The 25,306-nt window shown below is 69.0% G+C and carries 22 protein-coding genes; 14 read left to right on the top strand and 8 right to left on the bottom strand.

The window, feature by feature from the left end; translation table 11 throughout:
• Positions 1 to 97 precede the first annotated feature (97 nt).
• Both DL991_RS31595 and DL991_RS31590 read right to left on the bottom strand, forming a co-directional pair.
• Positions 98 to 733: a TetR/AcrR family transcriptional regulator gene (locus DL991_RS31595; protein ID WP_125788014.1), complete on the bottom strand. Its 636-nt coding sequence runs from the start codon at positions 731 to 733 to the stop codon at positions 98 to 100.
• Positions 734 to 1,022: 289 nt separating this feature from the next.
• Entirely contained in the window at positions 1,023 to 2,360 is a 1,338-nt protein-coding gene (locus DL991_RS31590; RefSeq protein ID WP_125788013.1) for a HAMP domain-containing sensor histidine kinase, read from the bottom strand.
• 77 nt (positions 2,361 to 2,437) lie between these two features.
• Between DL991_RS31590 and DL991_RS31585 the strand changes: the two genes are divergently transcribed.
• From DL991_RS31585 to DL991_RS31575, 3 genes are read left to right on the top strand one after another with little or no spacing between them, the layout of a single operon-like run.
• Complete coding sequence (locus DL991_RS31585) at positions 2,438 to 2,953, top strand: lipoprotein ABC transporter ATP-binding protein (RefSeq protein ID WP_233599093.1); 516 nt, start codon at positions 2,438 to 2,440, stop codon at positions 2,951 to 2,953.
• A complete protein-coding gene (locus tag DL991_RS31580; protein ID WP_125788012.1) occupies positions 2,950 to 3,609 on the top strand; it encodes an ATP-binding cassette domain-containing protein in 660 nt (219 codons plus the stop codon). The genes DL991_RS31585 and DL991_RS31580 overlap by 4 nt, the downstream gene beginning before the upstream one ends.
• An 8-nt stretch (positions 3,610 to 3,617) precedes the next feature.
• Positions 3,618 to 4,721, top strand: a complete 1,104-nt coding sequence (locus DL991_RS31575; RefSeq protein WP_233599091.1) for an ABC transporter permease — start codon at positions 3,618 to 3,620, stop codon at positions 4,719 to 4,721.
• Positions 4,722 to 4,881: 160 nt separating this feature from the next.
• Here the strand turns inward: DL991_RS31575 and DL991_RS31570 are convergent, their stop codons facing one another.
• The 5 genes from DL991_RS31570 to DL991_RS31550 form a co-directional block, all read right to left on the bottom strand.
• The gene (locus DL991_RS31570; protein ID WP_125788010.1) at positions 4,882 to 5,583 is read right to left on the bottom strand and encodes a response regulator transcription factor; all 702 of its coding nucleotides are present in this window, start codon (positions 5,581 to 5,583) and stop codon (positions 4,882 to 4,884) included.
• A gap of 76 nt (positions 5,584 to 5,659) precedes the next feature.
• Positions 5,660 to 7,132: a nitrilase-related carbon-nitrogen hydrolase gene (locus DL991_RS31565; RefSeq protein WP_125788009.1), complete on the bottom strand. Its 1,473-nt coding sequence runs from the start codon at positions 7,130 to 7,132 to the stop codon at positions 5,660 to 5,662.
• A gap of 69 nt (positions 7,133 to 7,201) precedes the next feature.
• On the bottom strand, positions 7,202 to 8,008 hold the full coding sequence (locus tag DL991_RS31560; protein ID WP_125788008.1) for a sugar phosphate isomerase/epimerase: 807 nt from the start codon (positions 8,006 to 8,008) through the stop codon (positions 7,202 to 7,204).
• Complete coding sequence (locus tag DL991_RS31555) at positions 8,008 to 9,159, bottom strand: dihydrodipicolinate synthase family protein (protein ID WP_199754145.1); 1,152 nt, start codon at positions 9,157 to 9,159, stop codon at positions 8,008 to 8,010. Before DL991_RS31555 ends, DL991_RS31560 begins: the two co-directional genes overlap by 1 nt.
• 77 nt (positions 9,160 to 9,236) lie before the next feature.
• Positions 9,237 to 10,277 (bottom strand): LacI family DNA-binding transcriptional regulator, encoded by a 1,041-nt coding sequence (locus DL991_RS31550; RefSeq protein ID WP_125788007.1) that lies wholly within the window; start codon positions 10,275 to 10,277, stop codon positions 9,237 to 9,239.
• Between the two features lie 38 nt (positions 10,278 to 10,315).
• Here DL991_RS31550 and pip point away from each other — a divergent pair, with 38 nt between their 5' ends.
• The 9 genes from pip (at position 10,316) to DL991_RS31505 (ending at position 21,628) form a co-directional block, all read left to right on the top strand.
• Positions 10,316 to 11,728 carry a prolyl aminopeptidase gene (gene pip, locus DL991_RS31545; protein ID WP_125788006.1) on the top strand — a complete coding sequence of 471 codons (1,413 nt, stop codon included), beginning with the start codon at positions 10,316 to 10,318 and terminating at the stop codon, positions 11,726 to 11,728.
• Between the two features lie 63 nt (positions 11,729 to 11,791).
• Positions 11,792 to 12,562 carry a 1-acyl-sn-glycerol-3-phosphate acyltransferase gene (locus DL991_RS31540; protein WP_125788005.1) on the top strand — a complete coding sequence of 257 codons (771 nt, stop codon included), beginning with the start codon at positions 11,792 to 11,794 and terminating at the stop codon, positions 12,560 to 12,562.
• A 47-nt stretch (positions 12,563 to 12,609) separates the two neighbouring features.
• A complete protein-coding gene (lpdA, locus tag DL991_RS31535; RefSeq protein WP_125788004.1) occupies positions 12,610 to 13,995 on the top strand; it encodes a dihydrolipoyl dehydrogenase in 1,386 nt (461 codons plus the stop codon).
• Between the two features lie 454 nt (positions 13,996 to 14,449).
• The gene (merB, locus tag DL991_RS31530; protein ID WP_125788003.1) at positions 14,450 to 15,025 is read left to right on the top strand and encodes an organomercurial lyase; all 576 of its coding nucleotides are present in this window, start codon (positions 14,450 to 14,452) and stop codon (positions 15,023 to 15,025) included.
• Positions 15,026 to 15,312: 287 nt separating this feature from the next.
• Entirely contained in the window at positions 15,313 to 17,085 is a 1,773-nt protein-coding gene (gene aspS, locus DL991_RS31525; RefSeq protein WP_125788002.1) for an aspartate--tRNA ligase, read from the top strand.
• Positions 17,085 to 18,026 carry a DUF389 domain-containing protein gene (locus DL991_RS31520; RefSeq protein WP_125788001.1) on the top strand — a complete coding sequence of 314 codons (942 nt, stop codon included), beginning with the start codon at positions 17,085 to 17,087 and terminating at the stop codon, positions 18,024 to 18,026. The genes aspS and DL991_RS31520 overlap by 1 nt, the downstream gene beginning before the upstream one ends.
• Positions 18,027 to 18,105: 79 nt before the next feature.
• Positions 18,106 to 19,293, top strand: a complete 1,188-nt coding sequence (locus tag DL991_RS31515; RefSeq protein ID WP_125788000.1) for a phosphotransferase — start codon at positions 18,106 to 18,108, stop codon at positions 19,291 to 19,293.
• Between the two features lie 75 nt (positions 19,294 to 19,368).
• A complete protein-coding gene (locus DL991_RS31510; protein ID WP_125787999.1) occupies positions 19,369 to 20,217 on the top strand; it encodes an SGNH/GDSL hydrolase family protein in 849 nt (282 codons plus the stop codon).
• Between the two features lie 43 nt (positions 20,218 to 20,260).
• A complete protein-coding gene (locus DL991_RS31505; RefSeq protein WP_125787998.1) occupies positions 20,261 to 21,628 on the top strand; it encodes a replication-associated recombination protein A in 1,368 nt (455 codons plus the stop codon).
• A 508-nt stretch (positions 21,629 to 22,136) separates the two neighbouring features.
• Here DL991_RS31505 and DL991_RS31500 read toward each other — a convergent pair.
• Positions 22,137 to 23,390 carry an HNH endonuclease signature motif containing protein gene (locus tag DL991_RS31500; protein ID WP_125787997.1) on the bottom strand — a complete coding sequence of 418 codons (1,254 nt, stop codon included), beginning with the start codon at positions 23,388 to 23,390 and terminating at the stop codon, positions 22,137 to 22,139.
• 269 nt (positions 23,391 to 23,659) lie between these two features.
• Between DL991_RS31500 and DL991_RS31495 the strand changes: the two genes are divergently transcribed.
• Both DL991_RS31495 and DL991_RS43520 read left to right on the top strand, forming a co-directional pair.
• Positions 23,660 to 24,760: a metallophosphoesterase family protein gene (locus tag DL991_RS31495; RefSeq protein WP_233599087.1), complete on the top strand. Its 1,101-nt coding sequence runs from the start codon at positions 23,660 to 23,662 to the stop codon at positions 24,758 to 24,760.
• Entirely contained in the window at positions 24,696 to 25,238 is a 543-nt protein-coding gene (locus DL991_RS43520; RefSeq protein WP_233599086.1) for a hypothetical protein, read from the top strand. Before DL991_RS31495 ends, DL991_RS43520 begins: the two co-directional genes overlap by 65 nt.
• The last annotated feature ends 68 nt before the right edge of the window (positions 25,239 to 25,306 follow it).

The following is a 25,306-nucleotide window of genomic DNA, read 5'->3' as shown; positions in this document are numbered from 1 at the left end:
GGTGAGTGGCGATTCGGGTTAGAACCCGAATCGCCACTCACGACCCCCGGCACCGAACCCGCCAAGTTCGCCTTCCCCCTCGACTACCGGACAGCGCCTATCCGTGACGCGGGGCGGCGCGCTGGATCTCGGGGAAGACCTCGCCGACCAGCGTGACCAGTGACTTGCTGAGCAGCGTGTGCACCTGCGCGCGGTCGAGCGAACCGCGGACGAGCCATTCGCGGCCCGCCGCCTTGACCATCCCGCCGAACGCGCGGACCAGCGCGTTCAGCTCCTGCCCGTGTTCACTCTCGCGGGAGAGGCCGACGGCTTCGAGTACCCGGTCGGCCGATTCGCGATCGGCCTCTTCGAGGATCCGTTCGACCTCGAGGTCCCGGCCGATGCCCTCCGGCGCGATCGCGGCCAGCCACATCTTCTCCTGGCTGGTGACCATGTCCAGGAACCAGTCGATGGCGACGTCGGCGCGCAGTTCGAGCGGGCCCTCCGGCAGGATGTCGACGGCGAGCCTCGGCACGGTCAGCGCGCGGCGGATGATCTCCAGGTACAGCTCACGTTTGGTGCCGAAGTAGTGGTTGATCAACCCCCTGGCGACCCCGGCCGCCGCCGCGATGTCCGAAGTGGACACTTCCGAGTAGGGACGGTCCGCGAAAAGGCGGGCCGCGCAGGCGAAGATCTGCTCCTTGCGTTCGTCCGGTTCCAGTCTCCGCCATCTCGGCGCCGGCTCGGTGGTCATGCGGTCAATCTTCCCACGATCGATTCAGCCCGGCCGCACAACGGCCGTATTGCTGTGACATGAAAAAGCAAAGTGTCAGTTAATCCGGCGTGTACCGTCTGTTGGCCCGCTGGTCTTTACCGTCTTCATTCAGGTGGCATGCCGTGCGCGCTGTCGGGGCGCGTTTGCCTCCTACCGGCCCGGCCTGGCGAGTAACCCCCCCTAGCTCGCCAGGCCCGGGCCTTCTTACGAGCCTGTTGGCGGAGCTGAGGACGGCCTCGTCGAATGGACCCGACGCGTGAACCCGCCTTTACCGTGGCGGGCGTTCGGCGGGCAGGAGCAGCGTGAACGTCGCCGGCGACGGGCTGGTCAGCCGCAGCCGCCCGCCTTCAGCCTCGGCGAGGCTCCGCGCCAGCCGCAGCCCGATCCCATGCCCTTCGCGCTCTTCGGACCGTTCCCCGGTCACGAACGGATCATGACCGTCCTCGATCGTGCCCTCGTCGCTCACGTCGATGGCCAGCGCGTCCCCGGCGTCTCGGGCGAGGACGGTGACCGTGCCGCGTCCGTGCGTCGCCGCGTTGTCGAGCAGCACGGCGAGCACCTGCCGTACGGCCGCGTCCGCCGCCCGCGCCGGCAGGGCCTCGCGTCCGCTGATCCGCAGCGCGCGGCCGCGTCCGGCGAGCAGGCCGTGCCAGGTCTGGCGGACCTCTTCGAAAAGTTTGCCGAGGTCGAGCAGCGCACGCGGCGCCCTGGTCTGTTTGGCCAGCGCCAGCAGGTCGTCGATGGTGCGTTCCAGCCGGTCGGCCGACGCGATGCCGTCGCGGATCGTCGCGTAGGGGTCGCGATCGGGGCTCTCCAGCGCCGCCTCGAGTTGCAGGCGCAGGCCGGTCAACGGCGTCCGCAGCTGGTGGGAGGCGTCGGAGGAGAAGGTCCGCTCGCGTTCCAGTGTCTCGCCGATCCGCTCGGACGTGACGTCGAGCGCCTCGGCGACCTGATCGATCTCGCGGACCCCCGTCCGGCGGGCGCGGGCGGTGAAGTCGCCCTCGCCGAGGCGTTCGGCGGTGGCGGCCAGATCCTCCAGCGGCCGCGCCAGCCGGGTGGCGATCCGGCGCCCGATCAGCCAGCTGGCCCCGATCGCGAGCCCGGCGAGCACGATCATCTTGATCCAGGTCAGCCGGATCTGGGCGTCCAGTTCGGACCGGGGGTGGGCGGCGCGGACCACGCCGACCAGCGACTGCCCGCTGAGCACCGGGACGGCAAGGACGACCTCGTCTTCGCGCGTCCCGGTCGCCATGTCGGTGTAGTGCGCTTCGCGGACGTATCGGTCTTCGCTGGCCGGGCCGTTACCGGCGAGGAGCCTGCCGGTCGGGGTGTAGACCGCGACCCTGATCCCGCGGATGTGGTCCTTGTCCGGTTTGATCGGCCGGAGCTCCGGGACCCGGCCGTTGGCGAGATCGCCGGTCACGTCGAGCACGACCGTGTCGGCGACCCGTTCGAGGTCGTGGGTCGAGTTGCCCTCGTGGAATCTGGCGACCGCGATGGCCAGCGGGGCTCCGAAGAGGGTGATCGCCAGCACCGCGGCCAGCACGGTGAGGGTGACGATCCGGCGGCGCACGGACAGAGTGTGGCCGACGAGGGAGAGGATCACCCACTCGACGCGATATTTTGCCGTCCGTTGACCTGAGATCAAGGCGATGTTGACCCCGTTCGCTTTACCTTGGGGCCATGCGCCGACGTGCCGCCGTCATGGCAGGCCCGGGGCCCGGATCCGTCCCCCTCGTCCGGTTCGCCGTCCCGGGCGAGTGTGTGGCCGTGCTGCCCGCCGGAAGTGGCGACGCCCCCGCCGGTTCTCCCGATGTCGGAGTGCTGCTCAGGCGCGGGAACCTCTTCGGCCATCTCACCGTCGGGCAGAACGTCGTGCTGGCGGGAAGGCTCGCCGGCCGCCGCTCCCTGCGCGACGCCGGCGACCTGCTCGAACTGGTCGGACTGGCAGGCCGAGGTGATACCTATCCGGACACGCTGTCGCCGCTGGAAGGCGCGCGGGCCGGGGTCGCCGTCGCGCTGGCCGGAGCGCCCGGGGTCGTCGTCGCCGACGAACCGGCAGGCGAACTCGACGGGCTCGCCGCGCTCGAACTCATGGATCTGCTGTGCGCGGTCGCGGCCCGCGGGACGGCCGTCGTCGTGGCGACCCGTGACCACGAGATCGCCGCGGCGGCGCACCGGATCGTGAGAGTGGCGTGACGCCGCCACTGGTCCGCACCGACGAGCTGGCGCACACCTACGGTTCCGGCCTGACCGCGGTGGTCGCCGTGCACGGCGTCACCTGCGTGATCCGCGCGGAGACCCGCGCGGTCGTGACCGGCAGGGCCGGTGCCGGGAAGACCACGCTGCTGCACGTGCTCGCCGGGATGAAGAAGCCGACGGCGGGCACCATCGAGTGGCCCGCGTTCGAGCCGTCGCCGCCGGGGCCCGACCTGATCGGGCTGGTGCTGCAGGACGGCGGGCTGCTGCGCGATCTCGACGTCCGGCTCAACGTCGCCCTGCCGCTGGTCCTCGCGGGCCGCACCGGCACCGCGGTCCGCGACGCCGTCGACGGCGCGCTGGAGCTCGTGGGCCTCGCCGGTTTCGCCAAGAAGGCGCCTCGCGACCTGACCGGTGAGCAGATCCGGCTCGCCGTCCTGGCCAGGGCGCTCGCGCCCGCACCGAAACTCATCCTCGCCGACGACCCGGCGGGCTGGCTGGACCAGCGCGCGGGGGAGCGGCTCCTCGGCAGGCTCGTGCAGGCCGCGGACCGGCTGGCCGCCGGACTGCTGGTGGCCACCGCCGAACCGGCCCCGGCCGGGCTGTTCGGCGAACAGTGGGCGATGGTCGACGGGAAGCTGGTGCGGGACCGATGATGGCGGCGATGGCGTTGTGGGTCGGCGGGCTCGCGCGCGTGCGCCCCGCCAGGCTCGGCGTGCCCGCGGCCGGGGTCGCGATCGTGACCACGTTGCTCGCGGTGCACGGCTTGACGGGGACTCTGGCGCCGCGATGGGTGCCCGCGATGGTGCTCGTGGTGCTGCTGGCCACTCCTTCGGCGCGGGTGCTGCGGGCGGATCAGGACCTGCTGCGCGCCCGCGGGGCCACCGGCGGGCAGGTACTCGGGCTGGCCGCCGCCGAAGCCACGGCCTCGGGGCTGGCCGGCGGCCTGGTCGGGGTCGCCCTGTCACTGGCTTGTGGTTTCTCGACCGGCTCCGGCGTAGCGCTCGTCCGGGAAATCGTTCTCTTGCTGCTCGCCGGGACGCTCGTCGCGGCGCTCGCCGTCCTGCCTCCGGTGCTGCGCGAGTGGTATTTCGTCCCGGCCGACGACGGGCCGCCATGGTGGTCGCCCTACGGCCTCGACTTCCTCCTGCTCGCGCTCGCCTTCGTCTGGCCGCTGTTCGGCTGGGCAGGCGGCACGATGCTGTTGTGGCGGTTGGTGGAGCTGGGGCTGCGGAAGGGAAAGCGGGCGATCGGCGGAATACTCCGGCCGCTCGTCTCGGGGCTGGCGGGCGTGCTCGCGCTGTCCATTTCGTGGCGGAGCGCGCTGCTGGCGCGGTCGGTGGTGCTGGTCGCGCTGGCCGTGGCGTTCGCCATCTCGACCGTCTTGACCAAGGACGGCTGCGGCGAGGCCAAGGTCGACCTGATCGTGTCGCTGATCCTCGCCGCCGCCGCGGCCGGGCCGTCGTTCGGGGCGGCGCTCAACGAACGCCGCCGCGACCTGCTGATCGTGAGCACGCTCGGCGGGAAACGGCGGCAGGTGGCGGCGTTCATCGCGGGTGACGCGCTGGTGGTCGCCGGCGGGGGCCTGCTCGGAGGGCACCTGCTCGGCATCCTGTTCGTCGTCCTCGCGCGCCTGGAACGAGTGCCTCCGCCGCACGGGTACTTCGGACTGCTGGCGGCGGTGGTGATCGTTTCGTGCGTGGCGGCGTCGGCGCGGATCGCGCAGCTCGCCGCCCGCGACGAGGTCTCCGACCTGCGCGATTACTAGGCCGTGTCCTGTAAGTCATGTTCGCGGTCTTCGCGCCCAGGTGGTTCCTGACGGCACGGGCGGATGCGGCCGAGTACGACCCGGTACGAGGCCGATCCGCCCGCACCGTCAGGAACCACCTGGATCACGAAGCCCATCGAACAGACTTACCGGACACGACCTAACCTTCAAAGGGCTGTTCGAGGCGGTACCCGTGGCCGCGCAAGGTCGAAATCCGCGGCGCCTGCTCAGGCGTGGGCGCCGACTCGGTCAGTTTCCGGCGCAGCGCGGCGATGTGCACGTCCAGGGTCTTCGTGGAGCCGTACCAGTGCGCGTCCCACACCTCCGACATCAGGGTGTCCCGGCTGACCGCGACACCCGGCTGCTCGGCCAGCCGGGCGAGCAGGTCGAACTCCTTGGCCCGCAACGGGATCTCCCGTCCACCGACACTGACCCGCCGTCCGGCGGTGTCCACTCGCAGATGGCCGACGGCGATCGAGGGCTTGCTTTCGGGCGGAGCCGTCCCGCGCCGCAGATGCGCCCGCACCCTGGCGAGCAGTTCACCGAGGCGGATGGGTTTGGTGAGGTAGTCGTCGGCGCCTGCCTCCAGGCCCACGACGACGTCCATCTCCTCCTGCCGGGCGGTCAGGATGACCAGGACGGCGCCGGGCAGCTCCGCCCGCAGCCGACGGCAGACCTCGACCCCGTCCAGATCCGGCAGGCCGAGGTCGAGCAGGACGAAGTCGATGTCGCCCTCCGCCGCGGCCGCGAGTGCGGTGCGGCCGTCGCGCTGCCAGGAAACCTCGTAGCCGTGCAGACGGAGCGTCGATTCGAGGACACCGCCGATCGCGTCGTCGTCTTCGACCACCAGCAGTTTCGGCATGCGGGGCAGCTTAACCGTTGAACACTGTTCTTTTCGGCTGAGACGTTACGAACACCACCTCTTCCGTAACAGAGCGCTAACGGTTCCTTCGATATGTCCATAAAGGACAGAGCGCGGCCGCCGCGAGACACAACCAGGCGAACACGTCACCGACATGGCCGTACACGGTCTGTGTTCGCGACTGGACCGGAAGATCCGCGACGAGCGTCTGCTGATCCGTGCGGTAGTAGTCGGCATGCCCGAGCACACGCCCTTGGCTGTCCACGGCTGTGGAATTCCCGTGGGTGGAGTGCCGGAAGAGCGCGTAACCGTTCTCCACCGCGCGGAAGGTGGCCTTTTCCGCGTGCAGCGAGCCGAATCCCGGCCAGTCGTTGGCGGGGACGAGCATGAGCGAGGTTCCCTTGTCCGCGGCCTGGCGCATCAGGCCCGGGAAGTCCGCGTCGTAACAGATGACCGTCGCGAGCCGTCCGTACGGCGAATCCGCGCCTGCGACGATGCCCGGACCGGGAGTCATCGGTTCCATCGGCGTGGGATGCGTCTTGTCGTAGGTCCACGACACCTCGCCGGTCGGCCCGACGAGCACGGCCAGGTTGCGGATGTAAGGCGCCTGCGCGGTGTAGAGCGCGTACGCGAGGCCGACGTGGATGCCCGCTTGTTTCGCTTCGGCGCCGACCCGGCTGAGCAGTGCCGCCTGATCGCGTTCCAGCACCCTGGCGTGCGTTTCCGGCCAGAGCACGATCTTCGCCCCCGCGGACGCCTGCTGCCGGGTCCTGGCCACGAGATCCTCGGTGACCGGGGCGAAGGCGGCGCCGACCGCGGCCGGATCCGCCGCGCCGACCTCCTGTGCTCGCCAATATTTCACCCCGATCCGCTCCAGTGCGTCGGAACTCGACCGGTCGGCCTCGGCCGAGGGACTGATCCCCGCGATCCGCACCGTCTTCGTCGTGGGAGCGTCGAACAGCAACCGCGCGCCACCGGCGGCGAACACCAGGCCGAGCAGGCAAACGTGGACGAGGACCGTGCGCTTGGCCCGCGGCCACCCCTCCGCCCAAACCGTGTTCGCGACCGAGGCGAACCACGCGAGGACGAAGGTGAGGCCGTATACGCCGGTCACAGACGCCGTCTGGAGCAGCGGCAGATTCCCGGACTGGGTGCTGCCGAGCGCGCCGAAATCCCCGAAGCCGGTGATCACCGTGAAGAGGTACTCGCCCGCGACGAGCGTCACCGGGAACACCAATGTCCTCAACACCCCGGCACGGTCGGCGAGCAGGCGATCGGCCAGGAACGCCGTCGTCTGCAAAACCGCGAGCAGGGTGAACGTGAGCAGCGCGGAGAGCACGAACAGCAGGCCGGTGACACCGAGCCAGAAGAGTTGCCCGATCAGCAGGGACAAGCCCACCATCAGGATCGCGCGCCGCACGGGCACCTGACGGGCGTAGCGGAGCAGGAAGACGGGGAACACCCACGTTGCGAGCGGGACGTTCCAGTCGGTGTGGACGGCGAGCAGGAGCAGCGCTGTGCCCAGCCACCAGAGCAGCCGTGGTTTCATGCCGCGAACGGTAGGAAACCACGGCCGCCCCGACAGCGGACCTTGGGCAGCGAGTGCCCCTTACTTTCGTCAGGAAACGTGGTCCCGGTAGGCCGTGATGGTCTCCGCGAGCACTTCGCCACCGGGACGGCGCCAGAGATCGGCGTCGAACACCTCGACCTCGATCGGCCCGGTGTACCCGGCTGCCTCGACGCAGGCCTTCAGGTGCCGGTGGTCGATCGGGCCGTCACCGGGCAGCGCCCGGCCGAGCAGGGTGTCGGTCAGCGGTACCTTCTGGTCGCAGACGTGGAAGCCGGCGATCCGCCCGGCCGCCGCGGCGATCGACTCCTCGATCCGCGGATCCCACCACACGTGGAACTCGTCGACGATCACGCCGACCTGCTCGGCCGGATGTTCCAGCGCGATCGCCAGCGCCTGCTCCACAGTGGACAGGACGGAACGTTCGGCGCACTGCATGGGGTGCAGCGGTTCCAGACCGAGGCGGACCCCGCGCTCACCGGCGTACGGCGCCAGTTCGCCGACCGCGTCCGCGACCCGCTGCCGCGACGACGCCAGGTCGCCGTTCACCCCGCCCACGACCAGGACGAGGACGTCGGCGCCCAGCGCGGCGGCTTCGTCGATCGCCTCCCTGGTCTGCGCGACACCGTCCACAGGAGACCCTTCCGGGGTGATCCCGGTGAAGAAACCGCCACGGCACAACGACGACACGCCGACGTCGTACTCCTTGAGCAGCCGCGCGGTCTCTTCGACGCCGGTCTCGGCGACCTTGTCCCGCCACAGGCCGATCCAGCGGACACCCGCCTCGGCGCAGCCCGCGACGGCTTCCGGCAGCGACCACGCCTTGGTGGTGATCTGGTTCAGGCTCAACCGGTCCATCAGGCCACCCCCGCCGCGGCGAGCAGCGGACGCATCCGCGCGACGGCGAGATCCGGGTCGGCGAACGCCCCGGCGGCGTCGGCCAGGCGCAGCAGTTCGGCCAGATGCGTGATGGACCGGGCCGACTCGCGGCCGGCGACCATCCGGAAGTGCTCCTGGTGCCCGTTGAGGTAAGCGAGGAACACGACACCGGTCTTGTAGTTCCTGGTGGGTGCACGGAAGATGGCGCGGCTCAGCGCCACCGTCGGGTCCAGCAGGCCGTGGAAACCCGCTTTGTCGCCTTTGTCGAGCCGGGCGAGCGCGGCGCCGGCGACCTGCGCGACGGCGTCGAAAATGCCCAGAAGTGCTTCGCTGTGGCCCTGATCGTCCCCGGCGATCAGTTCCGGGTAGTTGAAGTCGTCGCCGGTGTAGCACTTGACGCCTTCGGGTAGCGCCCGGCGGAACTCGGTCTCGATCGACGCGTCGAGCACCGAGACCTTGACCCCGGCGATCACGTCGGCGTGCTCGGCACAGAGCCTGCCCAGTTCCTTGGCGGCCTCACGGACGTCACCGTGGCCCCAGTACCCCGCCAGTGCCGGGTCGAACTGCTCGCCCAGCCAGTGCAGCAGGACCGGACGGTCGGCGCCGGAGAGCAGTTTCCCGTACGCGGCATGGTAATCCGCGGGGCCGGACGCCGACGCGGCCAGCGCGCGGCTGGCCATCACGACCGGGATCGCCCCGGCCTCGCCGACCAGGTCGAGCTGTTCGCGCCAGGCGTCCACAATGGACTCGGCGGTGGTCTCCCCGCCGGGAAGCTGATCGGTGCCGACGCCCGCCACCCACGGCCGTCCGGCGGCGAGCGCCCCGGTGCGCCGGATGAGCTCCTTGGTGGTGTCCCAGTCCAGGCCCATCCCGCGCTGTGCGGTGTCCATCGCTTCGGCCACGCCGAGACCGCAGGACCACAGGTGCTCGCGGAAGGCGAGCGTGGTGTCCCAGTCCAGCACGGCGCCTTCTTCGGGATCGGCGGGGGCGAGCGGGTCGGCGACGACGTGTGCTGCCGCGTAAGCGATCCGGGAGGTCGGCGGCGAGGCCGGTTTCGCGGGCGTTTCCGCCCCTCGCGGCGTCCACTCCACCAGGCCGCCGTCGGCGGTGGGCAGGGCGATCAAGGTCATCGGGTCTCCGTGGCACGGGGTGAGAAAGCGCTTTCTCGTGCCACGTTAAGTCACCTCGTGGGCCGCACACAAGGGTTTCAGCGAGCGGGAGCGGCGGTGCTGCGACGCAGGACGACCTCGCCGGACATCCGCACCATCCGCGGCCGGGTGCCGGGGGCGGCCTTGAGTGCCAGGTCCATGGCCCGCTCGCCCAGCTTCTCCAGTGGCAGCGCGACCGTGCTCAGCGCCGGCGTGAGATCGCGCACTACCGGGATGTCGTCGAAACCGGCGATCGACATCTCGCCGGGGATGGAGACGCCGGCGTCGCGCAGCGCCGACATCGCGCCGATGGCCATCACGTCGGTCACCGCGAACACGCAGGTCGGCCACTGTTTCCGCGGCCGGGCGAGGATCTTCTCCATCGCCTCGTAGCCGCCGTCGCGGGTGAACGCCGCCTCGGCGATGTCGTCCTCGGCCAGCTCGACGCCCTGCGCCAGCAGTTCCGCGGCGAAACCGTCGAGACGGTCTACGACGGTGGTCAGGCTCCTCGGCCCGGCGAGCGCGGCGAACCGGCGGTGCCCCATGCCCAGCAGTGCCTTCGCCAGTTCGGTGCCGCCGCCCCGGTTGTCGGGCTGGACGGTGTCCACTTTGAGCCCGCGGTGCCTGCTGACCGCGGCGACATGCCCGCCGCCGCGCCGGTACGGTTCGAGTTCGGCGGCCATCGCCTTTTCCCACGCCTTGTCTTCGAACGCGGAACCGATCAGCAGAATGGCCGACGCGCGCTGGGCACGCAGCGTCGAAACGTAGGCGACCTCCTTGGCCGGATCGCGGAACGTGCTCGCGAGCATCACCAGAAGATCGTTTTCACTCGCCACCCGCATGACCCCGCCGGCGATCGCGGCGAAATACGGATCGCCGACGTCGTGACAGATCACGCCTACGGTGGGCTGTGAGCCACCGGCCAATGCCTGAGCGTGAGCATTGGGGGTATAGGACAGCTCGGAGGCCGCGGCGATCACTCGTTCGCGGAGATCCCCTCGGACGGTGGCGGTGCCGTTGAGTACGCGGGACGCGGTCGCGAGCGAGACGTCCGCGGTGCGGGCCACATCTTCCAGCGTCACGTGGGGGCGGGCCTTCATCGATCCTCCAAGCTGGCGTTTGGGGCATAGTGGCGGACATGCTCGGCCTTTATCCGGAAATCGAACCTTACGTCCAAGGGATGTTGCCTGTCGGTGACGGCAACGAGATCTATTGGGAGGAATGCGGCGACCCCGATGGCAAGCCGGTGATCTTCCTGCACGGCGGCCCCGGAAGCGGTTCGAGCGCCAGACATCGCAGACTGTTCGATCCCGCGCGGTACCGGATCGTGCTTTTCGACCAGCGCGGCTGCGGGCGCAGCACGCCGAACTGCGCCACGCCGGAAGCGGATCTCATCGTCAACACGACGTGGCATCTGGTCGCCGACATCGAGCGGTTGCGCGAGCATCTCGACATCGAACACTGGATGGTGTTCGGCGGCTCGTGGGGGAGTGTGCTCGGGCTGACCTACGCCGAAACCCACCCCGGGCGGGTCACGGAACTCGTCCTCCGCGGCGTGGCCACCTTGCGGGTGAAGGAACTGCAATGGCTCTACGGCGGGGGAGCGGCGTACCTCTTTCCCGAGGCGTGGTCGCGGTTCCTGGCGCCGGTGCCGTTCTCGCGCCGTCAGGAGAACCTCATCGAGGTGTACCACGAACTGCTGAGCCATCCGGATCCCGCCGTGCACGGGCCCGCCGCGATCGCGTGGAGCCGCTGGGAGGGGGAAACGGTCAAACTGCGCCCGCGGGACGAGGTGATCGACGGGTTCACCGATCCCTCGTTCGCCCTCGCGATCGCGAGGATCGAGAACCACTACTTCCGCCACGGCGGCTGGCTGGCCGAGGACCAGCTGCTGCGCGACGCCGGGAAGCTCCGGGACATCCCGTGCGTTCTGGTCCAGGGACGCTACGACGTGGTCACCCCGGCCATCACCGCGTGGGAGCTCAGCCAGGTGCTGCCGACCGCGGAACTGAAGATGGTCGGCGACTCGGGTCACGCGTTCGACGAGCCCGGCACCCTGCACGAGTTGATCAGCGCGACCGACCGATTCGCGTCAGACTGGCAGGGCGCCGGTACACGCCAGGACGAGGAGAGGAACGCAGACATGCTTTTCGGTGACGAGCACGTCCGTCGCTACGAAGAGACCGACGGCGAGGTGGGCCACGACTGGGAGAAGGGCGCGCCCTGCCTCGTCCTCACCACCAAGGGCCGCAAGACCGGCGAGGACCGCAAGTTCGCGCTGATCTACCAGTTCGACGACGACGGCAACCCGGTGATCGTGGCGTCCAAGGGCGGCGCGCCGGAGGACCCGGGCTGGTACAAGAACCTGCAGGCCAACCCCGAGGTCAAGGCCCAGGTCAAGGCGGACAGGTTCACTGCGCGGGCCCGGACCCTGGAGGGTGAGGAGCGCGCGAAGCTGTGGGAGAAGCTCGCCGCCGTCTGGCCGGACTACAACGAGTACGCGAAGAAGACCGACCGTGAGATCCCCGTGGTGGTCCTCGAGCGCGTGTGATCCGCGCCGCGTTCGCGCGTGGTTTCAGCCGAACCGGGCCTGGTTCGGCTACGAATTACGTCCATGGTGCTGAGACCCCGTGAACGCTGGACCGCGCTGAGCCCCGTTTCGGGTGACCTGCTGACGTTCCGCCAGATGATCGCCTTCGGCCGGCGCTTCGCCCGCGCCGGCCGGGGCGCCTGGTACAGCCTCGCGATCAACGTCGTCTGGCCGTTCCTGGTGCTGTTCACCCGGTTCCGGGTGCGCGGCGGCGAGCACCTGCCCGCGTCGGGTGGCTTCCTGGTCGCGTCGAACCATCTGTCCTTCGCCGACCCGACGACCGTGACGGCGTACTGCCTCGCGCACGGCCGCGTGCCGCGCTACCTGGCGAAGGCGAGCCTGTGGGACGCGCCCGTCATCGGCTCGGTCATGCGCTCCGGCAAGCACATCCCCGTCTACCGCGGGGCGGCCACCGCGTCGGACGCGTACCGCGACGCCGTCAAAGCCGTCCGTGAGGGTGAATGCGTCGCCATCTTCCCGGAAGCCACCTTCACGGATCACCCGGACGGGTGGCCCATGCGCGGCAAGACCGGAATCGCGCGGATCGCGCTGGAGACAGGGGTCCCGGTGATCCCGCTGGCGAACTGGGGCACGCACCACCTGCTGCCGTCCGACGCCGTGCTCCCGCGCGCCTTCCCACGCAAGACCGTGAACCTGGTCGCCGGTCCGCCGGTGGATCTCTCGGACCTCGTGACGCACACACCGTCGCGTGAGGTGCTGGAGGAGGCGACCGAACGGATCATGACCGCGGTGACCGACCTGCTGATCGGGATCCGCGGCTCCCGCCCTGAGTAGGCAGTCTCACCCTTCGGATCGTCCCGGTCAGGGGTAGGTTTCGAAGTATGAGCGCACATTATGACGTCGTTGTCCTGGGCGCCGGGGTCGGCGGTTACGTGGCCGCCATCCGGGCGTCGCAACTGGGGCTGAGCGCGGCGGTCGTGGAGGAGAAATACTGGGGCGGGGTCTGCCTCAACGTCGGGTGCATCCCGTCGAAGGCACTGCTGCGCAACGCCGAACTCGCGCACATCGTGACCAAAGAGGCGAAATCATTCGGGATCCAGGTCGAAGGCAAGGTCAGCTTCGACTACCAGGCCGCCTTCGACCGCAGCCGCAAGGTCGCGGACGGTCGCGTCAAGGGCGTGCACTTCCTGATGAAGAAGAACAAGATCACCGAATACGACGGGCACGGCACCTTCGTCGACGCCAACACCATCGAGGTCAACGGCGAGCGGGTCACCTTCGACAACTGCGTGATCGCCACCGGCGCCACCGCGCGCCTGCTGCCGGGAACCACGCGCAGCGACCGCGTGGTCACCTACGAACAGCAGATCATGGAAAACGAACTGCCGGAAAGCATCATCATCGCCGGCGCGGGCGCGATCGGCGTCGAATTCGCCTACGTGCTGCACAACTACGGCGTGAAGGTGACCATCGTCGAATACCTCGACCGCATGGTCCCGCTCGAGGACGCCGAGGTCTCCGCCGAGCTCGCGCGTCGCTACCGGAAGCTCGGCATCGAGGTACTGACCTCCACGAAGGTCGAGACGATCGACGACACCGGCGAGCAGGTCTTGGTGACCGTGTCGAAGAACGGCGAACAGCGCGTCCTGGAAGCGGACAAGGTGTTGCAGGCCATCGGTTTCCAGCCGCGGGTCGAGGGATACGGCCTGGACAAGACCGGCGTGGAACTGACCGACCGCGGCGCCATCGCCATCGACTCGCGCGGTCGCACCAACGTCCCGCACATCTTTGCTATCGGCGACGTCACCGCGAAACTGATGCTCGCGCACGCGTCGGAGTCCATGGGCGTCGTCGCCGCCGAAACCATCGCCGGCGCCGAGACCATGGAACTCGACTTCGTGATGATCCCGCGCGCGACCTACTGCCAGCCGCAGATCGCCAGCTTCGGCTGGACCGAAGAACAGGCCCGCGAAAAGGGCTTCGACGTCCAGGTGGCGAAGTTCCCCTTCACCGCCAACGGAAAGGCACACGGCCTCGGCGAAGCCGTCGGCTTCGTGAAGATCCTGAGCGACGCCACCCACGGCGAGCTGCTGGGCGCGCACCTGATCGGCCCCGAGGTGACCGAACTGCTGCCGGAGCTCACCTTGGCGCAGCAGTGGGACCTGACGGTGCACGAGATTTCGCGGAACGTGCACGCTCACCCGACTTTGGGGGAAGCGGTCAAGGAAGCCGTGCACGGTCTTGCGGGACATATGATCAACATGTAGGTCCTCGTGAGTGGTAAGTGTCGTTCTGGCGAGCCTCGGCCCAGGCTGAGGCGGGCCGGTGTGTCGTGAAGGGCCCCTTTGAGACCTTCGACGTCTCATAGGGGCCCTTCACGACATCCCCACGACCGCGAAAGCTCACGTGAGCGCCTCTGGCCGGAGTCCTTCACGGACCGGCCTGGCATCAACCGCAGCCGGAACCACATAGGTACCTAAGACACCCTTGGCTCTAACGACCCAAAACACCCACGACCCACCCGACCACACCTCACGCGTCACTTTCGCCTCAAGTGGCCGAAAGTCCGCTCTTCCCGCGTCGCACCGGAAGGTCTTCCCGTTGCGCGGTGTGCGCTGTGGATTTTCTTACCGCGCAACGGATTCGGCCGTTCGGCGCAGTGACTTGGCGGAAATCCGTTTCGTGCTTAATCTCAAAGGGACGAAGGCGAGGAGGTGCCTGTTGACCACCCGTACGGATCGCACCGCCGCTGTCCGCATCGCCTGGGCCGCGACCAAGCTGACCAGAGCGGGCAGACACCCCATCGCCATCGGCAGACTCGCCGCCACCGTCGGCATGGCCCCGGACGAAGCCCACCGCCTGATGGATCTGATGGGTTTCGTCATCCGCGACGGCCTGGTCGTGATGGACCGCGGCTCGCGCCCGGCCGAGCGCGCGGGCTCCGACCGGTACCGGGTCGACCTGTTCCTGCTGGCCGTCGCCACCGGTGAACCGGTGCACGCGGATTCGGTCTGCCCGGCGACCGGAGCACGCGTCCGCGTCCACTTCACCCGCGAGAGGGTCTTGAGCGTCGATCCGCCGCACGCCGTCGTCGCCGCGTCGCGGCTGTCCGGGATCGACCTCGCGCTCGGCCAGGACTACGTCGAGGCGCTGGTCTGCACGCAGTTCTTCGCGTCGAAGGAGGCGGCCTCGGGCTGGCTGCTGGAGAACATCGACGGCCGGGTCCTGTCCGTACGCGACTATCTGGCGCACACCCGGCGGATGGTCGCGGCGCTGGAGTCCTGGCCGACGCTCTGAGCGTCGGCAGGTGAACCCGCGTCCGCGATCGACGTCGGCAGGGCGCAATCTGGTCTTTCACGTCGTGAAGGTGGTGAAGGCGCCCTGCCACCGCGATAGCGGGGCCTTCGGCCGGGCGGGTTCACGCCTATGGTCACGTTCCGGGCAAGACCTCGGCTCCGCCCACAGCCCCTGAAGACACCGGGCTTGTACCTGGTCGCGAGGCATCCGGGGCGATTCGTTAGCCTTTGACGTCGGCGAAAAGCCGTCGAATCGCAGAATCGTGATGCCGAAGGAGAGCACCCGCAGTGCTTCGCACCCACAAAGCCGGCACCTTGCGTGCCGAGCACGCCGGTCAGACGGTCACCCTCACCGGATGGGTGGCTCGGCGGCGCGATCACGGCGGCGTCATCTTCATCGATCTGCGCGATGCCGGCGGCGTGAGCCAGATCGTCTTCCGCGAAGGCGAAATGGCCGAGCGCGCCCACCAGCTGCGCTCCGAATACTGCGTCCGCGTCGTCGGCGAGGTCTCGAAGCGCCCCGAGGGCAACGCCAACGCCGAGATCCCCACCGGTGAGATCGAGGTGCTGGTCACCGAGCTCGAGGTGCTGTCCGAGGCCGCCGTGCTGCCGTTCCCGATCGACGACCGGGTCGACGTCGGTGAGGAGGTGCGCCTCAAGCACCGCTACCTCGACCTGCGCCGCAGCGGCCCCGCGGCCGCGATGCGCCTGCGCAGCGAGGTCAACCGCGCCGCCCGCGAGGTGCTGCACGCGCAGGAGTTCGTCGAGGTCGAGACCCCGACGATGACCCGTTCCACCCCCGAGGGCGCTCGCGACTTCGTGGTCCCGGCCCGGCTCAAGCCCGGTTCCTGGTACGCGCTCCCGCAGTCACCACAGCTGTTCAAGCAGCTGCTCATGGTCGGCGGGCTCGAGCGGTACTACCAGATCGCGCGCTGCTACCGGGACGAGGACTTCCGCGCCGACCGGCAGCCGGAGTTCACCCAGCTCGACATCGAGATGAGCTTCGTCGAGCAGGACGACGTCATCGCCCTCGGCGAGGACATCGTGACGGCGCTGTGGAAGCTGATCGGGGCCGAGATCCCCCGGCCGTTCCGGCGCATCTCCTACGCCGAGGCGATGGAAAAGTACGGTTCGGACAAGCCGGACCTGCGCTTCGACCTCGAGCTCACCGACATGACGGCGTTCTTCGCCGACACCCCGTTCCGTGTGTTCCAGGCGCCGTACGTCGGCGCCGTCGTGATGGCGGGCGGGGCCGACCAGCCGCGCCGCACCCTCGACGCCTGGCAGGACTTCGCCAAGCAGCGTGGGCACCGCGGGCTCGCGTACATCCTGGTGAACGAGGACGGCACGCTCGGCGGCCCGGTCGCGAAGAACCTGTCGGAGAAGGAGCGCGAGACGGTCGCCGAAGCCGTCGGCGCCAAGCCCGGCGACTGCGTCTTCTTCGCCGCGGGCAAGGCCGCCGACGCGCGGGCCCTGCTGGGCGCCACCCGCCTGGAGATCGGCAGCCGTCTCGGCCTGATCGACGAGAACGCCTGGTCGTTCGTCTGGGTCGTCGACTTCCCGATGTTCATCTCGGCCGAGGAGTCCGACGACGTCGCCGTCGGCGGCGGCAAGTGGAAGGCGCTGCACCACGCCTTCACCTCGCCGACCCCGGAGTGGATCGGCAAACTCGCCGACGACCCCGGCAACGCGCTTGCCTACGCCTACGACATCGTCTGCAACGGCAACGAGATCGGCGGCGGCTCGATCCGTATCCACCAGCAGGAACTGCAGAAGCAGGTCTTCGAGCTGATGGGCCTCGGCGAGGAGGAGGCGCAGGAGAAGTTCGGCTTCCTGCTCGACGCCTTCGCCTTCGGCCCGCCGCCGCACGGCGGGATCGCGTTCGGCTGGGACCGGATCGTCATGCTGCTGGCCAAGGCCGAGTCGCTGCGTGACGTGATCGCGTTCCCGAAGACCGGCGGCGGGTTCGACCCGCTGACCGCCGCTCCCGCGCCGATCACGGCGGAGCAGCGCAAGGAAGCGGGCATCGACGCCAAGCCCGCGCCGCCCGTCAAGAACTGATGCTCCACCTCAGGGCCGTGTGCCCGCCGGACCGGACCGAGGAAGCGATCCGGATCCTGCGGGCACACTCCGGGACCGCGCACCTCGTCGTGCATCACGGGGTGGCGGTCGCGCCCGAGGGCGACCTGATCGAAGCGGACATCGCCCGGGAGGCGACCGACGAGATCATCGAGTCGCTGTGCGGACTCGATCTCGACCACACCGGCGGCATTACGCTGGAAGCGCTGGACACCGCGGTGTCCGACGCCGCGGACAAGGCTGAGGAAGCCGCGCCGGGCGAAGGCGCGGACGCCGTCGTGTGGCAGGAACTCGTCGGCCGCTCCGGCGAGGAGTCCCGGCTCACCTGGACGTTTCAGGCGTTCCTGACCATCGCTTGCCTGCTGGCGTCGGTCGGGGTGCTCACCAACTCGTCGGTCACGATCGTCGGCGCCATGGTCGTGGGGCCGGAATTCGGCCCGCTCGCGGCCATCGCCGTCGGGTTGGTGCTCCGGCGGGGAGATCTCGTGAAGCAGGGCGCCGTCGCGCTGCTCGGCGGCTTCCCGATCGCGATGGTGATCACCCTCGGTGTGGTTCTGGTGGGCAACGCCACCGGCGTGCTCGAAGTCAGCAAGCTCTTGGACAACCACGAGGTGGATTTCGTTTACCAGGTGGGAATCGCGTCGCTCATCGTCGCACTGCTCGCCGGTGCGGCCGGGATGCTTTCCATGACTTCGGCCAAATCCGCCGCGCTCGTGGGTGTGTTCATCTCGGTGACGACGGTTCCCGCGGCGGGTTACGCGGTGGTCGCGGCGGTTGCCGGTCAGTGGGAACGGTGCCTTTATTCGGCCGGTCAGCTGCTGGTCAATCTCATCGGAATCGTTGCAGCTGCGGCCATTGTGCTGACATTGCGCCGTCGTGGGCAACGATCGAGGGTGACGGAACGTCCGCTTTCACGCGGATGAGTCCCAGATCGCGCCAGTGCGCGCGATTGCCCGGATCTCAGTGGTCATGGTTGCTCAGTCACGAGTAGGGTCGGTGGCAATGACAGTCGATACCTCCTCTGCCGACGATTCGACCGTCGGAGCTGGAGCCGAAACTCTCGCCGTCGCAGCGGCGGTCGCTGCCGGCGAGTCGGTCCTTTCGCGCCGCTTCGGCAGCGCGATCACTCTCGTAGCCCCAGAAGACCTGGACGGCAGTGGTCCGGCGACGGTCGTGCGGGCGCGAGTGGCGACGTCACCGTTCGCGCTGCCGCGCACGTTGGTCATCAAGCACTACCCCGATCCACCCGAACCGGGACGACCGGATCCGTTCGCGCAGGAGGCGGTCAGCTACCAGCTGTTCACCGCGCTCGCGCCGGAGGACCGGATCTGCCCGGAGCTGCTGGCGCACGACGGCCGGTACCGCGTCCTGGTGATCGAGGACCTCGGCGGCGTCCCGACGCTGCACGACAAGCTCCACGCCCGTGACGCTCGCGGCGCCGAGCGCGCGCTGCTGTCCTGGGCTCGGTCGCTCGGCAGGCTGCACGCGAGCACGGCGAGCCGCGAACCCGATTTCAACGCGTTGCTGCGCCGTCTCGGCGGCCCGGTCAAGAACGAGGACGCGCCGCTGCCCGCGGTCTGCGCGCAACTGCCGGGGCTGCTTGAGGAACTGCTCGACGTCGAGACCCCGGAGCCGGTGCAACGGCGGGTCATGGAGGTCGCCGAGCGGGCGGGCTCACCGTCTTACCGCGCGTTCAGCCCGGTCGATCTCAGCCCGGACAACAACCTCGTGACCAGCGACGGGGTGCGATTCCTCGACTTCGAACGCGGCCGGGTGCGCAGCACCCTGATGGACGTGGCGTACCTGCGGCTCCCGTTCGCGTCGAGCGCGGACGCGCTGGCGCTGCCGCCGGGAATGAGCGAGGCGATGATCGCGGCCTGGCGGTCCGAGGTCGTCTCGGTCTGGCCGGGGCTCGCGGACGAAGACGCGCTGGCCGAGCACCTGATGGACGGTCAGCTGCTCCTGCTGTGGGTGATCACCTGGGAGATCCTCCCGGAGCTGGATCTGGAGCGGCACGCCACGCCGATCAGCCAGGAGGCCGCGCTGGTCACCTGGTGGCGGGAACTGGCCAAGCAATCGCTGCGTGCCCGCCTCACGGACATCTCCGAGCACGCCACCAGGGTCGCCGCGGCGCTCGGGGCCAGGCTGGGGCCGCACGCGGACCTCGCCTTCTACCCGGCGTTCCGGTAGCCGCCGCACGGACTTTTCGCTCGACCGTCCTCGTCGCGTTACCCAGGCATCACCGCTGGTGAGTCTGCGTGGCCGATGGTGGCTACCGTGACCGTGATCAGTGTCGAAGTCACTCCGAGTCCCGAACCTCTCCTTTCTCCTGCCCCGGCCGTACCGCGGTCCGCTCGCAGACTGGTCGTGCTCGGCGATTCCACGGCCGTGGGCCTCGGCGACCCGCTGCCGAACCGAGGCGGCTGGCGCGGGGTCGGCCCGCTCGTCGCCGAAGCGCTGGGCGTCGAGCCGGACGGCTACCTGAACCCGTCGTTCACCGGAGCGCGCATGGGATGCGTGCTGACGGAGCAGCTCCCCGCGGCCGTGGCGCACCGGCCGGACGTCGCGCTGGTGGTGGCGGGGATGAACGACACCCTGCGCCCCGATTTCAGCGCCGAGAAGATCGCCGCGGACCTCACCGAGGTGATCCGTTCACTGGCCGCCGTCGGCACCACCGTGGTCCCCGTGCGCTATCACGACCACGGCAAGGTGTTCCGCCTCCCAGGGTCGCTGCGGCGCGCGCTGAGCGAGCGGGTGGCCGAACTGAACGCCGCCATCGCCGGTGTCGTCGAGCGCGAGGGCGTGCCGTGCCTCGACCTCGAACTGCTGCCCGGTGCCTACGACCTCACCTCGTGGAGCGTCGACCGGCTGCACCCGTCGGAACTCGGGCATCGGATGCTGGCCACCGGGTTCACCGAACGGCTCGCCGAAGCCGGGTTCGCGGTGCCGCGGCCGGTCAGCCTGACCTGCTCGGGAGGGGTCGAACCGAGCACCGCCGGGCACGTCGGCTGGCTGGTGCTCAAGGGCGTCCCGTGGGTGTGGCGGCGGGGCCGCGAGTTCGTGCCGTACGCGGCCGTGATCATGTGGCACTCGTTCCGGGAGCGGCTGCGCTGACCTGTGGCCGGAACCGTCGGTGGCTACGGCTACCGTCGACACCGTGGCACAGGACGAACTCTTCACCGTGAACCCCGACCTCGGGCCGCCTCCGGAGCAGGCCGAGCCGAGGGACACCGCCGTTCCGGCGGGCTCACCGCTGGCGGTGCGGATGCGGCCGCGGTCGCTCGACGAGGTCGTCGGCCAGCAGCATCTGCTGCGCGAGGGCGCGCCGCTGCGGCGGCTCGTCGAAGGCGCGGCTCCCGCTTCCGTGCTGCTCTACGGTCCGCCGGGGACGGGCAAGACCACGCTGGCGAACCTCGTTTCGGCCGCGACCGGCCGCCGGTTCGTGGCGATGTCGGCGCTGTCGGCCGGGGTGAAGGAAGTGCGCGGCGTCATCGAAGAGGCCCGCCGTCGCCGGAACTACAACGCCGAGAACACGGTGCTGTTCATCGACGAGGTCCACCGGTTCTCCAAGACACAACAGGACGCCCTGCTCGGCGCCGTCGAAGACCGGACGGTGCTGTTGGTGGCCGCCACCACGGAGAACCCGTCGTTCTCCGTCGTCTCGCCGCTGCTCTCGCGGTCGCTGGTGCTCCAGTTGCGGCCCTTGACCGACGCCGACATCGTCGCGTTGATCGACCGGGCGCTGGCCGACGAACGCGGTCTCGGCGGCGAACTCACCCTGACCGAAGACGCGCGGGCACATCTGGTGCGGCTGGCCTCCGGCGACGCGCGGCGCGCGCTCACCGCACTGGAAGCGGCCGCCGACGCGGCGAGCGCGACCGAGGCCAAGACGATCGACCTCGCCATCGTCGAGTCCACAGTGGACAAAGCGGCAGTGCGCTATGACCGCGATGGCGATCAGCACTACGACGTCATCAGCGCGTTCATCAAATCCATCCGCGGGTCCGATGTGGACGCCGCGCTGCATTATCTGGCGCGGATGATCGAAGCGGGGGAGGACCCGCGATTCCTGGCCCGCCGCCTGGTGGTGCACGCGAGCGAGGACATCGGCATGGCCGATCCGACGGCACTGCAGTCGGCCATCGCGGCGGCGCACGCGGTGCAGTTCATCGGGATGCCGGAAGGTCGTCTCGCGCTGGCACAGGCGACCGTGCACCTGGCGACGGCGCCGAAGTCGAACGCCGTCATCACCGGCATCGACGCCGCGCTCAGCGACGTCCGGTCCGGGCGAATCGGCACGGTGCCGCCGCATCTGCGGGACGGGCATTACGCGGGGGCGGAGAAACTCGGCAACGCGAAGGGCTACCGGCATCCGCAGAAAGTGCCGGAAGGCGTGCTGGCACAGCAGTATCCACCGGACGAACTGGTCGGCCGGGATTACTACGAACCGACGCAGCACGGAGCGGAGCGGACGTTGTACGAGCGGGTGCCGAAGCTGCGGCGCACCGTCCGGGGCGAACGTTAGGTTCGCATTCGGACGGATTCGATGATCATGGGGCCAGATGCGCTGTGGCTGGGGGATCATCGGGTGGATTTCGGGGCGTTGGATGACCCGGTCGGGCGTCATCGGTCCTGTCACGCAAGTATCGGGTGCTGATTCGGGGGTTTGAGGCGGCCGGGTCCGTGAAGGGCCCCTTGAGGGACTCTGGGTCCCTCAAGGGGCCCTTCACAGAACGAGCCACTCTCACGGGTCTCAGCGGCATTGCCAGTCACAACGGTGCGCGTGAAGGACCCCTTCCCTCGGCCTAGCCAAGGAAACTCGACCTTCGCACCTTCCCGAGTACATGAAGGCCCCCTTCCTTGCGTCAGCCTCAAGGAAGGGGGCCTTCATGTACTTCAGTCGAGATCCCAGTGTTGTCCGGCAGGTAGTGAAGGCCTCCTTCGCTACCCTCAGGGTAGGCAAGGAGGCCTTCACGGAGCATCGGGCATGGCGAGGGGCCCGTCGCCGGTGTGGCTGGCGGGCTCCTCGGGGTTCAGCGGTGGTGGAGGGTGTTGCGTCGGGGTTGTCGGAGCGGATCTCGGTATTGGGGCGGGATGAACTCCGGTAACCCATCGGCGGCCATTCGTACTTCCCAGTCCCCGTGATGAATCAACCGATGATGGAATCCGCAGAGCAGCACCAGATTCCGGAGATCTGTCGGTCCGCCGTCTGCCCAGTGCTCGATGTGGTGGGCGTGGCAGTTCTTCGGCTTGCGATGGCAGCCGGGGAACGCGCAGCCCCCGTCGCGGATGTTCAACGCCCGGCGCTGGCCTGGGGTGACGAAGCGCCGTAGTCGTCCGACGTCGAGGGGTTCGCCGGCGGCGCTCATCACGACCGGGAGCATTAGGCAGTCGCAGGCGGCCAGCCGGGCTTCCCGGGCGGTCATCGTCCCGACGAAGTCCAGGCACGCAGTCCCGAGGCCCGACTTGAGTTCCTCAAGGCCGATGGTGACGTTCACCAACGTCCGGTAGCCGCTGGTGCCGGGCTGGTCCGGGCACGCGATCGCCAAGTCCAGGATGTCGACCCACGCATCACCCAGGCGCTCGCACTTCATCCGCAGATCCGCTTGTCCGAACTCGTCCACCGGGCGCGGCTGAGCGTAGGCCTCCAGGGCGGCGGCGGTGCGGGCTCCGGTCTCGTCGTCGAGGAGACCGGTCAGTTTCCAGAAGCCGTCTTTCCGGCGCTCCAAGGTGATCTCGCGGCGCGGTTCCTTGGGCTCGGGCTCTTTGGGCTCGTTGCCGTCGGGGTCCAGCCAGCCCAGCAGTTTCGCTTCGGCGTCCACCAACTGTCGTGGCCCGGCGTTCGGGGCCAGGTCGGCCAGGATCTTCTCCGCACTCGCCCGGTCCTCGGCGGAGGTGTCGGCGGGGAGCTTCTTCAGGATCTCCAGGATCTGATCGATCCGCTCGTCCCCGACCAACCCCTCCGCGGCCACCGCGGCGGTCGCGGGAGCAATGGCGGGAACCTCGGTACCATCCAGAGCCCGGGTCGGGTTCAACGCGATGGCCCGGTTTACCACCGCACGTGCTTCGCCGACCGACAAGCCCGCGATATCGGCGAACCACTTATCCGTACGACCGTAGCCGAACAAGTCTTTGATGCCCCGAGACTCGATCTCCGCCAGGTATTGCCCCAACCCGGCGGTAGCCATCCGAATCACCTGCAAGGACTGCTGCACGCCATGGGCAAGCTCCAGCTTGCCGGCGCGCCACAACTCCTGCGGAAACTCAGGAAGGAAGGTCTCGGACACCTCTCAAGAATACCGCAAAACAATCGAACAGGCGTTCGTAATTTTAAGCGACAAGCGAAATGTGTGAACAACACTGAAGGGTGATTATGCCTCGCATGGAGGTTGCGGAAAGCGAGCGTGCCGCAATTAGTCGACTAAATGCGGCCTCGCGAAAGCCTGAAAGGGTAAAGCCCGCTTGAGAATTCCTTGAGCCGGTCCTGGGCAGCTCGACCACTCCCGTTCGTTTCGCCGTCGCGAGCCGAACATCTGCGTCGGCGAGTATCCCGCGCATGGAAATCCCCAGGGTCGGCGTGCCCGACGCGCTGGCCTCGCACCTCACGATGGCCGAACAACACGAGTACCTGAGCCGCCGCTCGATGCTCAAGGGAACCGGTGCCCTCCTCGCCGCCGGGCCGCCTCTCTTGCAGGGCACCGCGTACGCCGACGGCGACAAGGTCGTCCCGGCGGGGCGGCATCTGGCGTTCGGCCGGAATCCGCGGACGTCGATGCGGGTCGCGTGGCAGGTGCCGGCGCCGGTGCGGAAGCCGTTCCTGCGGATAGCCGACGGTCATGGCGGCTGGAGTCACCGGATTCCGGCCGAGGTCCGCGCGCTGCATTCCGAGGTCGCCGGGGTCATCGCGCCGTACGACCAGTACTACCTGCACGCCGAGGCCGATCACCTCTGGCCCGGCCACACCTATCGGTACGCCGTCGGGCACGACGGTTTCGACCCGGCGTCGGGTGACGGCGGGCCTGCCGCGATCTCGACGTTCACCACCGCGCCCGCGCGGGGTGTTCCGGCGGGCAAGTTCACGTTCACCGCGTTCGGCGACCAGGGCGTTTCGACGACGGCGCTCGCGCAGGACGGCGCCGTCGCGGGACAGAATCCGCGCTTTCACCTGCTGGCCGGCGATATCGCGTACGCCGATCCGAGTGGTGCGGGCAAGCCGCCCGGGTCCAAGCCCGACGCGGACCACGATCTCTTCGACCCCAAGGTCTGGGATGCTTACTACCGCCAGATCGAGGGCGTCGCGGCGTCGGTGCCGTGGATGGTCACCACCGGCAACCACGACATGGAGGCCCTTTACTCCCCGGACGGCTACGGCGGCCAGCTCAAGCGCTGGGATTTCCCCGGCGGCGGTCCGCACGACTGTCCCAGCGTGTACTCGTTCATCTACGGGCAACGTCGGGGTGATCTCGCTCGACGCCAACGACGTCTCCTACGAGATTCCCGCCAACCTCGGTTACTCGCACGGCTCCCAGACGGCGTGGCTCAAGCGGCGCCTGCGGTACCTGCGATCGCAGCCGGACGTCGACTTCGTCGTGGTGTTCTTCCATCACTGCGCCTACTCGACGACGAACCAGCACGCGTCCGAGGGCGGCGTCCGTGAGCAGTGGGTCCCGCTGTTCGACGAGTTCCGGGTCGACCTCGTGATCAACGGGCACAACCACATCTACGAGCGGACCGACGCCCTGCGTGGGGGCAAGGTGACCCGTGAGGTCGAGATCGGCGACACCGTCGAGCCGGATCGCGACGGCACCGTGTACGCGACCTGCGGTGGCGGCGGGAAGAGCCTCTACAGCTTCCCGGTGCCCGACACGTTCGCGGGGGAGTTCGAGTCGTACCACTGGGTCAAGGGCGGCGAGAAGGCGACCGAGACCGTGTCCTGGTCGCGGGTGCGCTACACCGGATACTCGTTTCTCGCCATCGACGTCGAGCCCGCTTGGCCCGGCCGCCGGACGACGCTGACCGTGCGGACCTTGCGCAACGACGGCGCCGAGATCGACCGGTTCACCCTGCGCCGCACCGCCGGCCTCCACCGTTCGCGGCACGGGACTGTGCTCGGGGCGGATCCGGGCGACGTATAACGACCTACACGGTTCCGCATGGTGGGAATCGGTGTCATATCGTGGACCGGAGACATACAGTCCGGGAC

Source organism: Amycolatopsis sp. WAC 01375, assembly GCF_003947325.1.
Lineage (GTDB): Bacteria > Actinomycetota > Actinomycetes > Mycobacteriales > Pseudonocardiaceae > Amycolatopsis.
The sequence above is the reverse complement of the archived record's forward strand: the minus strand, read 5'-3'. Positions and strand labels throughout refer to the sequence as shown.

Bases quoted from the DNA above. Each gene is read 5' to 3' on its own strand.
- DL991_RS31565 (WP_125788009.1), bottom strand. From the start codon at position 7,132: ATGAAACCACGGCTGCTCTGGTGGCTGGGCACAGCGCTGCTCCTGCTC.
- DL991_RS31540 (WP_125788005.1), top strand. From the start codon at position 11,792: ATGGTGCTGAGACCCCGTGAACGCTGGACCGCGCTGAGCCCCGTTTCG.
- DL991_RS31595 (WP_125788014.1), bottom strand. From the start codon at position 733: ATGACCACCGAGCCGGCGCCGAGATGGCGGAGACTGGAACCGGACGAA.
- DL991_RS31560 (WP_125788008.1), bottom strand. From the start codon at position 8,008: ATGGACCGGTTGAGCCTGAACCAGATCACCACCAAGGCGTGGTCGCTG.
- pip (WP_125788006.1), top strand. From the start codon at position 10,316: ATGCTCGGCCTTTATCCGGAAATCGAACCTTACGTCCAAGGGATGTTG.
- DL991_RS31510 (WP_125787999.1), top strand. From the start codon at position 19,369: ATGGTGGCTACCGTGACCGTGATCAGTGTCGAAGTCACTCCGAGTCCC.
- DL991_RS31570 (WP_125788010.1), bottom strand. From the start codon at position 5,583: ATGCCGAAACTGCTGGTGGTCGAAGACGACGACGCGATCGGCGGTGTC.
- DL991_RS31550 (WP_125788007.1), bottom strand. From the start codon at position 10,277: ATGAAGGCCCGCCCCCACGTGACGCTGGAAGATGTGGCCCGCACCGCG.
- DL991_RS31555 (WP_199754145.1), bottom strand. From the start codon at position 9,159: ATGACCTTGATCGCCCTGCCCACCGCCGACGGCGGCCTGGTGGAGTGG.
- DL991_RS31495 (WP_233599087.1), top strand. From the start codon at position 23,660: ATGGAAATCCCCAGGGTCGGCGTGCCCGACGCGCTGGCCTCGCACCTC.
- lpdA (WP_125788004.1), top strand. From the start codon at position 12,610: ATGAGCGCACATTATGACGTCGTTGTCCTGGGCGCCGGGGTCGGCGGT.
- DL991_RS31585 (WP_233599093.1), top strand. From the start codon at position 2,438: ATGCGCCGACGTGCCGCCGTCATGGCAGGCCCGGGGCCCGGATCCGTC.
- DL991_RS31520 (WP_125788001.1), top strand. From the start codon at position 17,085: ATGCTCCACCTCAGGGCCGTGTGCCCGCCGGACCGGACCGAGGAAGCG.
- DL991_RS31575 (WP_233599091.1), top strand. From the start codon at position 3,618: ATGGCGTTGTGGGTCGGCGGGCTCGCGCGCGTGCGCCCCGCCAGGCTC.
- DL991_RS31515 (WP_125788000.1), top strand. From the start codon at position 18,106: ATGACAGTCGATACCTCCTCTGCCGACGATTCGACCGTCGGAGCTGGA.